This window comes from Gammaproteobacteria bacterium, assembly GCA_013696315.1.
Lineage (GTDB): Bacteria > Pseudomonadota > Gammaproteobacteria > JACCYU01 > JACCYU01 > JACCYU01.
In genome coordinates this window covers 1-10,323 of the sequence record JACCYU010000128.1, presented here as the reverse complement: position 1 = coordinate 10,323, position 10,323 = coordinate 1, and the positions used below count along the sequence as shown (strand labels likewise).

At 59.6% G+C, this 10,323-nt stretch carries 9 protein-coding genes, 2 tRNA genes, 1 other RNA gene and 1 pseudogene; 2 read left to right on the top strand and 11 right to left on the bottom strand.

What is annotated here, in order from left to right:
- Positions 1–164 precede the first annotated feature (164 nt).
- From H0V34_07910 to H0V34_07865, 10 genes and pseudogenes are all read right to left on the bottom strand, one after another.
- Positions 165–241: transfer RNA gene (locus tag H0V34_07910), tRNA-Arg, on the bottom strand.
- A 378-nt stretch (positions 242–619) separates the two neighbouring features.
- Positions 620–751: non-coding RNA, RtT sRNA (locus tag H0V34_07905), on the bottom strand.
- Between the two features lie 38 nt (positions 752–789).
- Positions 790–882: transfer RNA gene (locus H0V34_07900), tRNA-Ser, on the bottom strand.
- Positions 883–1,262: 380 nt separating this feature from the next.
- Positions 1,263–1,463 (bottom strand): carbon storage regulator CsrA, encoded by a 201-nt coding sequence (gene csrA, locus H0V34_07895; GenBank protein MBA2491618.1) that lies wholly within the window; start codon positions 1,461–1,463, stop codon positions 1,263–1,265.
- Between the two features lie 117 nt (positions 1,464–1,580).
- Positions 1,581–2,855: an aspartate kinase gene (locus H0V34_07890; GenBank protein ID MBA2491617.1), complete on the bottom strand. Its 1,275-nt coding sequence runs from the start codon at positions 2,853–2,855 to the stop codon at positions 1,581–1,583.
- A 96-nt stretch (positions 2,856–2,951) separates the two neighbouring features.
- Positions 2,952–3,331, bottom strand: a pseudogene (locus H0V34_07885) (clan AA aspartic protease).
- 47 nt (positions 3,332–3,378) lie between these two features.
- The gene (gene alaS, locus H0V34_07880; protein MBA2491616.1) at positions 3,379–5,997 is read right to left on the bottom strand and encodes an alanine--tRNA ligase; all 2,619 of its coding nucleotides are present in this window, start codon (positions 5,995–5,997) and stop codon (positions 3,379–3,381) included.
- A gap of 245 nt (positions 5,998–6,242) precedes the next feature.
- A complete protein-coding gene (locus tag H0V34_07875; GenBank protein ID MBA2491615.1) occupies positions 6,243–6,665 on the bottom strand; it encodes a regulatory protein RecX in 423 nt (140 codons plus the stop codon).
- Positions 6,666–6,690: 25 nt separating this feature from the next.
- Positions 6,691–7,722 carry a recombinase RecA gene (gene recA / locus H0V34_07870; GenBank protein ID MBA2491614.1) on the bottom strand — a complete coding sequence of 344 codons (1,032 nt, stop codon included), beginning with the start codon at positions 7,720–7,722 and terminating at the stop codon, positions 6,691–6,693.
- A 174-nt stretch (positions 7,723–7,896) separates the two neighbouring features.
- Positions 7,897–8,403: a CinA family protein gene (locus tag H0V34_07865; protein MBA2491613.1), complete on the bottom strand. Its 507-nt coding sequence runs from the start codon at positions 8,401–8,403 to the stop codon at positions 7,897–7,899.
- Between the two features lie 127 nt (positions 8,404–8,530).
- Between H0V34_07865 and H0V34_07860 the strand changes: the two genes are divergently transcribed.
- Both H0V34_07860 and H0V34_07855 read left to right on the top strand, forming a co-directional pair.
- Complete coding sequence (locus H0V34_07860) at positions 8,531–8,725, top strand: ChaB family protein (protein MBA2491612.1); 195 nt, start codon at positions 8,531–8,533, stop codon at positions 8,723–8,725.
- A gap of 186 nt (positions 8,726–8,911) precedes the next feature.
- A complete protein-coding gene (locus H0V34_07855) occupies positions 8,912–9,094 on the top strand; it encodes a CsbD family protein (protein ID MBA2491611.1) in 183 nt (60 codons plus the stop codon).
- Positions 9,095–9,249: 155 nt separating this feature from the next.
- Here the strand turns inward: H0V34_07855 and H0V34_07850 are convergent, their stop codons facing one another.
- Positions 9,250–10,242 carry a hypothetical protein gene (locus H0V34_07850; protein ID MBA2491610.1) on the bottom strand — a complete coding sequence of 331 codons (993 nt, stop codon included), beginning with the start codon at positions 10,240–10,242 and terminating at the stop codon, positions 9,250–9,252.
- Positions 10,243–10,323: the final 81 nt, after the last annotated feature.

The following is a 10,323-nucleotide window of genomic DNA, read 5'->3' as shown; positions in this document are numbered from 1 at the left end:
CAGGTCAGTCACTATCAAATCAAACGGGTTCAGCAACTGCTCAACGGCCGTCCCAGAAAAGTGCTGAACTGGAAAACACCCTTTGAAACTTTCAACGAACTGTTGCATTAGGAACTTGAACCCACCGAACAAAAAAAGCCCGCGTTGCCGCGGGCTTTGGGAGATGGCGCGCCCGGAGAGATTCGAACTCCCGACCACCAAGTTCGTAGCCTGGTACTCTATCCAGCTGAGCTACGGGCGCATTGATTGACCCTACTACCAGCCATCCCTGGCGATACAACGGTGTCGTTAGACAACCCGGCCACGCCTTCCGTGGCGTGTCGCTCGCGGGGAAAACGACATGGTAGATGTAGTTTTCTTGTTCCCGCTCGCCAGCTGAGCTACGGGCGCATTGATTGACGATCCTATTAGCCTGCAAGTAACGCCTGATTCGGTAGTCAGAAGCTGTAATCTCGAGCGGAGCGAGAGATCTTGATAAACCCCGGTGTAGAGCGTGGTATCAACATGCCTCGTTCCGCTCGGAATGACAACTCCTAACAGTGTGGCGGTTAAAGGCCACTAGAAGCCATCCATGGCGTGGCGCTGTTACTTGCTTTGCCACATCGTGCAGACCGAAAACTGGCGGAGGGAGGGATTACTGCGTATGTATCTGTACTTCGCCCTCCGGGCCCGCGCAACGCGCGGTTCAAATTTGCTCCCGACTAATTTGTCGAACCCGCGAGGGTTCTCACCCTCCCATTAAATAAATTGGCAGCATGGTGCTTGACAGCGCTACATTGCCATAATAACTGGCGGAGAGGGAGGGATTCGAACCCTCGATGGAGCTATAAACCCCATACTCCCTTAGCAGGGGAGCGCCTTCAGCCACTCGGCCACCTCTCCAGAAGTGTTACTAATCTAACTCCGTGCATTAAATCGGTCGTAATGATTCTAAGCTCAGCTCCTGCTTCGCTAAGAATCCCGGTGCGCACCTTCCGTGGCGCGCCCGCTCGGCGGGACGAAGCTGCGCTTCGCCTTTGTCCACCTCGCCCATTAGCAGGGGAGCGCCTTCAGCCACTCGGCCACCTCTCCATATTCGTAACGCTTGCATGGCCATCCATGGCGCAGCGCCTTAACTCCGCTAAACACCGGCCCCGCCCTCCTTGGCGGTCGCTCGCCGGAGCAAATGTTCACTGGACATTTGCCTCTTTCCGGCTCGCCCACACGGGCACATCTTCATAGACCCGTAGAACTGCATGGTCTGGCGGACACCCGGCGCCCGCTCATCCGGTTTGCGTGTTGCCTTGAGCCTGCTGTTCGCGCTCGCGCCTGATGCGTTCGTAAATTTCCTCGCGGTGCACAGCAATTTCCTTGGGCGCGTTCACGCCGATACGCACCTGATTGCCTTTCACCCCGAGCACGGTGACGGTTACCTCGTCACCGATCATCAAAGTCTCTCCTACACGACGTGTCAGAATCAACATTCCTGGCTCTCCTTTCTGTTGTTGTTATTCTTATTATGCATTTGACTCCCCTTGCGGCACATGTAACCGAACGCCGCGCACTCTGCGTCGCAACCCGGCTCTCGCGCATTCTATGCGTTATTGAAGCGAATCGACACCACCTGTGTCCATAGATTTCGGCGCTGTCTGCGCGGGCGGCACGCTCAGTTCGAATGCATCGTGCAGCGCGCGCACGCCCAGTTCCAGATACTTCTCGTCCACCACAACGGAGATCTTGATCTCCGAGGTTGAAATCATGCGGATATTGATGCCCTCTGCGGCCAGCGCCTTGAACATGGTGCAGGCGATGCCGGCGTGTGAACGCATGCCCACGCCAACCAGCGAGATCTTGACGATATGCTGGTCGCCGTCCACCTTGCGCGCACCCAGTGCCTTTGAGATGCGCAACAGAATCGTGCGCGCCTTGTCGAAGTCGTTGCGATGCACGGTGAAGGTAAAATCCGTTGTACCGTCGACGCCAACGTTCTGCACGATCATGTCCACTTCGATGTTCGCGTCCGAGATCGGACCGACGATCTCATAGGCGATGCCCGGCTGATCTGGCACGCCGGCGATCGTCAATTGAGCCTCGTCGCGATTAAACGCGATCCCGGAGATCAATACCTGTTCCACTGCCGCCGCATCCTCGAAGGTGATCAGCGTGCCTTCGCCATCCACGAAGGTTGAAAGCACGCGCAGGGGCACGCTGTATTTGCCGGCAAACTCCACGGCACGGATCTGCAACACCATGGAGCCGAGACTGGCCATCTCCAGCATTTCTTCAAAAGTGATTCGCTCCAGCCGGCGGGCTCTCGGCACCACGCGCGGGTCGGTCGTGTAAACGCCATCGACGTCCGTATAGATCTGACATTCGTCCGCCTTGAGGGCGGCGGCAAGCGCGACCGCGGTGGTATCCGACCCCCCTCGACCAAGGGTGGTGATATTGCCATGTTCATCCACACCTTGAAACCCCGCGACCACCACCACCTTGCCAGCAGCCAGATCGCACCGCACGCGCGCGCCATTGATCTCCAGGATACGCGCTTTGTTGTGTACGCTGTCGGTGCGGATACTCACCTGCGCGCCGGTGTACGAGACCGCCGGACAACCGATTTTTTCAAGCGCCATCGCCAGCAGTGCGATGGTCACCTGCTCGCCAGTGGAGAGCAGCATATCGAGCTCGCGCCCGCATACCAGAGGGTCGATCTCGCGCGCCAGCGTTAGCAACCGGTCAGTCTCGCCCGACATGGCAGAAGTCACAACGACCAACGCATGACCTTCGTCACGCCAGCGTTTCACATTGTCGGCGACGTGTTCGATGCGCTCAGCGGAACCCACGGAGGTGCCACCGTATTTCTGGACGATCAGGGACATGGAATACCCGTGGCGAAGGTGCGCATTAAACAATACCTGGGTGTGTCAGGAAAGATCACTGCTACGCGCTTATCCGCCGGCGCTTAACTCCGTCAATTACTTGACGATCGACGAGGCAATGTTTGGAGTGTCGGGGTTGACATCCAAATTGCGCGTCTTCGGGATGACGATCAAGTCCATATCCTCCATTGGGATAGCGCCCAGCAGCACTTGATCTCCCATAACGAGCGCGCCTGCGAAGCCCACCCGGTTTTTGAATCGCAACTCCAGCGGACCAACATAGGGAATGAGTTTCTTGGATCCGTCGGCAAGCGTTACTTCCTTGTAATCTATGCCTCCAGTTTCAACTGCAGCTGTACGTGCTCAGGAATGCATAGATGCAACGCGCCAGAATCGGCAAGCGCTACCGTCTCGACCGCGCCGAGATCAGCCATGCGCGGATTCTTCAGCAACAGCTTGGCGTTTACGAGTCCCATAGCGGCACTGCGACCTGTTAATCTAAGGATAAACGACTGCGTGGTGTCTAGACTACGTGCGACCGCACCCACTCGGGCACGGATCGCAGCGCTGCGTCCAGCGCCGCCGGATCATTGCCGCCGGCTTGCGCCATGTCGGGCCGGCCGCCGCCCTTGCCGCCGACCTGGACGGCGACCATGTTGACAAGCTCGCCCGCCTTGATTCTGTCGGTGTGATCCTTCGTCACGCCGGCTACTAGGCTCACTTTATCGTCATTGACGGCCGCCAGTACGATGGCCGCGCTGCCCAGCTTGCTTTTTAATTGATCCAGCGTATCGCGCAAGGATTTGACATCGGCATCGGCGATTACGGCCGCCAGTACCTTCACACCATTGACGACCTGCGCCCGCGACGCAAGATCAGAACCGGCTTGCACGCTGAGGCGGCTTTTAAGCTGCTCCAGTTCGCGTTCGATGGCGCGGTTGCGTTCCAGCAACGCGCGGACTTTCTGCTCGACATCGGCGCGATTACCCTTCACCAGTTCAGCGACCCGCTCCAGCTGTCCCTCGTTCGCGTCCTGCCAGGCCAGCGCGCCGCGGCCCGTGAGCGCATCGATGCGGCGGATGCCGGACGCGACACCGCTTTCGCCGACGATCCTGAACACGCCGATGTCGCCCGCGCGCCGCACATGCGTGCCGCCGCACAGTTCCGTGGAAAAATCGCCGAGCTTCAGCACCCGCACGCGCTCGCCGTATTTCTCACCGAACAGCGCCATCGCCCCTGCCGCCAGCGCATCTTCCTTCGCCATTACCCGGATATCGGCCTTCGCATTCGCGCGTATCTTATCGTTGACCAGAGTCTCGATCTCGTCGAGCTGCGCCACGTTAACCGGCTCGGGATGCGAGAAGTCGAAACGCAACCGATCCGGCGCGACCAGCGAGCCCTTCTGCGTCACATGCTCACCCAGCACCTTGCGCAACGCGGCGTGCAGCAGATGCGTAGCGGAATGGTTCAGCACGGTCGCCTGACGGCGCGCGGCGTCCACCGTCGCTTCAAGCTGGTCACCGATCGCAATCGCGCCGCACGTGAGCGTGCCCAGGTGCGCATGGGCACCGGCATGCATGCGTGTGTCGCGTACCTCGAAGCGCGCTGCATCGTTGTCCAGCGTCCCGGTGTCGCCAATCTGACCACCGGATTCGGCGTAGAACGGCGTGCGATCCAGAAACACCGCACCTTCCTGCCCCGTCTCCAACCGCGCCACGGCCGTTCCTTCATACAGCAGTGCCGTGACCGTGCCTTCGTCAACCAGGCGATCGTAACCTGTGAATTCCGAAGGTGTCAGCGCGCGCTGCAATACCGCATCGAGGCTCGTGGTGATCTTGAACTGGCTGGCCGCCCGCGCGCGGTCGCGTTGAGCCGCCATGTGGCGCTCGAATCCCGCCATATCAATGGTCAGGCCCCGCTCGCGCGCGATGTCGTTGGTGAGGTCAACTGGAAAACCGAAGGTATCATAGAGCTTGAACACGGTATCGCCGGGCACGACCGATTCGGACATGCTGGCGATATCGTTATCCAGAATCCGCATGCCCTGCTCCAGCGTCTCGGCGAAGCGAGTTTCCTCGTTTTTTAGCACGCGCTCGACGTGCGCTCGAGCTTTGGCCAGCTCCGGAAACGCCGCGCCCATTTCCGCAACCAGCGCTTGTGTCAGCTTGTAAAAGAACGGCTCGGTCAGGCCCAATTTATGGCCATGACGCGCCGCGCGTCGGATGATGCGCCGGAGCACGTATCCGCGCCCTTCGTTGGACGGCAGCACGCCGTCGGTGACGAGAAACGCGCAGGAGCGGATGTGATCCGCGATAACTTTATAGGATGGGCCGCGCGGTTGCCGATCGCCAGTGAGTTCGGCGATTGCGCGAATCAGATGCTGGAACAGGTCGATCTCGTAATTGTCGTGCACGCCCTGGAGGATGGCGGCCAGACGTTCCAGCCCCATGCCGGTATCGACCGAGGGTTTCGGCAGCGGCTTCAGAAAGCCGTGCTGATCCCGATCGTACTGCATGAACACCAGATTCCACACCTCGACGTAGCGATCGCCCTCGGCGTCTTCCGAACCCGGCGGGCCGCCGAGAATTTCCGGGCCGTGATCATAGAAGATCTCGGTGCACGGGCCGCACGGGCCAGTGTCGCCCATTGACCAGAAATTGTCTTTGGCGCCAATACGGCTTAAGCGCGCGGGATCGACCTTGATGTCATTGAGCCATAGATCCGCGGCGTCATCGTCTTCCTCAAATACCGTCACCCACAGGCGTTCCCGCCGCAATCCGACCTCTTCGGTCAGGAACGCCCACGCATAGCGTATCGCTTCGCGCTTGAAGTAATCGCCGAAACTGAAATTGCCCAGCATCTCGAAGAAGGTGTGATGTCTCGCCGTGTAGCCGACGTTCTCCAGATCGTTATGCTTGCCGCCGGCACGCACGCAGCGCTGGCTGCTGGCCGCGCGTGGACAGGCGCGCGACTCACGACCGAGGAACGTATCCTTGAACTGCACCATGCCTGCGTTGGTGAACAGCAGGGTCGGGTCGTGCGCGGGCACCAGCGGGCTGGACTGCACGATTTCATGGTCGCGCGCCGCGAAGAATTCGAGAAAGCGCGAGCGCAGCGCCGCGCTGCTGTTAAATTTGTTCATAGTCATTCATGGCGCAGCTCGCCAAGTTGCCGTGGCAACCTACCGCCGACTACGGACTGGCGACCTACGAGTTCACTTGGAACTTCCAAAAATAAATGGGTCAAGACAACGTCTTCGTCATTCCGGCGAAAGCCTCAATCCAGTCAAACGAACGTCCTTGCCACTGAATTTCCGGCCTATACCTTGCCGGAATGACGGCTTAAAAATAGGCAAATTATTTGCGGGACACGACGTTAGTCATTCATTTAGACGCCCTTACACAGTTCGTGAAGCAGACGCCCGATCCTCTCGCTGGAAAATCCGCGCTGCTGCAGAAATCGGCCGCGACGCGCACGCTCTGCAAAGTCCTCCGCCGGTCGATCGCCGAACCGCTTGTGATACTGCGCACGCATGAGGTCTTCCCAAGCGCCTTCGCACGCGTCCAGATGCGCGTCGATCAGCGATTCATCAACACCACGTTGCTGTAATTCCAGGCGAATGCGCAGCGGCCCGAATCCTCGCGCATGGCGCGCGTTCACATAGTTCTCAGTGAAGCGCGCATCGCTTTGCAAGCGCTCGGCCGCCAGTTCTTCGAGTAGCGCGCCGATGGCGGATGCCTCGACGCCGCGGCTGATGAGCTTCAATTGCAGCTCGCGCTGCGAATATTCGCGCCGCGCCAGCAACGCCAACGCGATCTCGCGCGCATTGCGCCACTCAGGCGCCCGCGGGCTCAGTCTCACTCGCCGAGGCAGCGCGCTTGGGCAACAACTGCGTGCGCAGTTTTCCTTCAATCTCGGCGGCCATATCGCCGTGCTGCTTCAGGAACTCTCGCACGTTATCCTTGCCCTGACCGATGCGATCCTTTCCGTAGCTATACCATGCGCCCGCCTTGTCGATGATGCCGTGTTTGACCCCCAGATCGATCAGTTCGCCATAACGCGAGATGCCCTCGCCATAGAGGATTTCGAACTCCGCCTGCTTGAACGGCGGCGCCATCTTGTTCTTGACCACTTTCACGCGAGTTTCATTGCCGATGATCTCGTCAGCCTTCTTGATCGAGCCGATGCGGCGAATGTCCAGCCGCACCGAGGCGTAAAACTTCAGTGCATTGCCGCCCGTGGTCGTCTCAGGGTTGCCGAACATCACGCCGATCTTCATGCGGATCTGGTTGATGAAGATCACCATCGTGTTCGATCGCTTGATGTTGCCGGTCAGCTTACGCAGCGCCTGCGACATCAGCCGCGCCTGCAAGCCCATGTGCGAGTCGCCCATCTCACCCTCGATCTCGGCTTTGGGCGTAAGCGCCGCGACGGAATCGATCACCACGACGTCCACGGCGCTTGAGCGCACCAGCATGTCCGTGATTTCCAGCGCCTGCTCGCCGGTATCCGGCTGCGAGACGAGAATATCGTCCACGTTGACACCCAGCTTGCCCGCGTAGTCCAGATCCAGGGCATGCTCCGCATCGATGAACGCCGCCGCACCTCCCAGCCGCTGGCATTCCGCCACCACCTGTAACGCTAGCGTCGTTTTGCCCGACGATTCCGGCCCATAAATTTCGATAACGCGGCCTCTGGGCAACCCGCCGATCCCCAAGGCGACATCCAGCGCCAGCGAGCCGGTGGAGATCACGGCCACATCGCGCGCAGCGGTGGAATCACCCATGCGCATCACCGCACCCTTGCCGAATTGCCGCTCGATCTGGCCCAGCGCCGCGGTCAAAGCCTTTTGTCGATTTTCATCCATCCACGAACCCCTTGAGAAATCGGCGGAAAAGGATTCCGCGCGTCGTCGCAATACATCAGCTTACTGGCTTAATTATCGCATACAAGCGCGCGGAACCAGACTCCCCATCGATGCATCGCCCGTAGGGTTTCAATCGCAAACTCACCCTGCGCGTGCCGGATTGCGGCGCGGGGACTATCCGCGCAAGCGCAGCACGCCCTCCAACGCCGCGACGACAGACGCGCGGCGCACGCGCTCTCGATCGCCTTCGAAGCGATAGTGCGCCGCGCAGGCTTGCGAGCCGCGGCGCTGCCACGCGATCCATACGGTGCCGACGGGTTTGTCCGCGCTGCCGCCCTCCGGCCCCGCTATCCCGGTTATGGCGATGGCGAAATCGCCGCGGCTGTTGCGCAACGCGCCTTCGGTCATTTCGAGCGCCGTTTGCTGGCTGACCGCGCCATAGCGTTCGAGCGTTTCTTCACTGACCCCCAACAGTTCGCGCTTGGCGTCATTGCTATATGTCACGAACCCGCGCTCGAACCACGCCGAGCTGCCCGCGAGATCGGTATTCGCTTTCGCCAGCCAGCCGCCGGTGCAGGATTCAGCAGTCACCAGTTTCAGATTCAGCTTTTCCAGCCTGCGGCCGGCGTCTCGCACTATCGCCAGTATCGAAGCATCGGAGCAGGAATGGTGCGTGTCCATCGGCCTTGCATGTCGCTTACGTTTCGAAACGCCAGCGACCGGCATAAAAAGTGACTCATCACTGGCGGGCGCCTAATCAACATGGCGCGTTCGCGCTTATACCCCAACAACGACGGGAGAGGCAACCATGCCCTCCGATCGCATCACGCAACTACCGGCATCGGTAAAAGATAATCTGCCGAAGCACGAGCAGGAGATTTACAAGGAGGCTTATAACAATGCCTGGGAGCAATGCAGCGACCCGCAAAAGCGGCGCGGCGATGCCTCGCGCGAGCAAGTGTCACACAAGGTCGCGTGGTCGGCGGTGGAGAGTAAGTACTAGAAACACGATGGGCGCTGGCGGCGCAAGCAGAGTCAAACGTGACCACCGCCGATCCGTTCTGTAAGGAACCAAAGCGCTTTTACACATCGGACATCGCGCTCCGCGAACATACGCACCGACCTTGCATGGCTCGGTTATCGGGTGTAGGTCCGCAGATGTTGCACATCACACATAAGAGGAGAGGACATGGTCGATAAAGATCGTAGCGCGGGCGCAGGCAGAAAAGTCACCGGCTCTATTAAAGAGGGTGTCGGTAAAGCTACTGGCAACAAGCACGTGGAGAACGAAGGCAAGGCCGAGAAAACCGCCGGCAAGGTGCAGAACAAGGTGGGCGGCGCCAAAGACAAACTGCGCGACGCGACTAGATAAACACCCTGAGGCAGGCGCTATAGCGCCTGCCTGATTTTAACTGCCTGCCCTGCCACCGTGACGTGCCCGCGATAATCAAGCGTTAATGGTCGCCGCGGTGCCGCGCGTGCATCGCTTAAGCTCCCAGTTCAGCTAAAGCACCCCAGTATCATCTGTTATTCAGCGCCTTCCGAAGCGTCCTGAAGCAGCGCGCCAAGATTGATGCTGCCGTGCTGTAAAGGATCCTGCGGGTCGCCTGACCCCGGCACGCCCGGGTTGAGATTCGAGGCCGTGTCATCGGGCGGAAAGATCACCAGAGTATCGAGGAACTCGATGATCTTGTGCTGGTTGTTCGGATTCGCCGCCGCATATTCATCGCGCGATGCTTGCGCCTCGCCGCCATGACGCAGGATGACCTCCATTAGATTGATGCTGCGCCCATCATGTCTATACGGGGGCGTGCTGCCCACGCCACACAGCGGCTCGGTCTTAAACTCAGTGCCGATCGTGCCATCATAATCGCGTTCGTGAAAGGCCGGCCCCAGATCGTGTCGTTTGAAATCGGCGAAGATGTTCTTTACGAGGAACGGCTCTCCTTTGGGCAGCAACTGCGGCAAAGACTCGCCATCGATGACAATCCTGAATAGAGTCGTGGCGGTGGCGAACAGCCGATTGAAGATTCCGTACTGCGGGTCGAAGCGTGTTTCGACGTCCGCCACACGCCGGTCGCGCTCAATGCGGAGATCCTGGACATGACAGCTCGTGCACCCGATTCGCCGAATCAACTTGAGCCCCTGCCGGGCGCGCCGGGTTACCTGGCCGGTGGCGGGTTTGAAGTAATTCAGAAGATAAAACTCCAAGTGATCGACCAGCGCCGGATCGAGCACGAGGCCCCCTGGGGTCACCGCCATTCTCGGTTTACCCGCGCGCTTGGCCTTGCACAAAATCGGGTCGGGAGCCTCCAGGCCCATTTCATCCTTAAAAGCGCCAACGATGAACGCCCGCAGGGAAAACGTCGCGCCATGGGCGAAGAAGGGACGCACGCGGAGATCCTTGTCCACACCCTTCAAGTGTGATGTGTACACGCTTCCTTCCGGACGCGCGATGATGCGCCCATAATCAATAATGAACCGCCCCGGGGATCCCGGAGACTCATTGATTTGAGTCACGCCGCCATGGCGGACCCTTTGACTTGCGCATAATAAGCCGCTTCAGCTTCAGCCGGTGGCACGTTGCCAATTGGTGCCAGC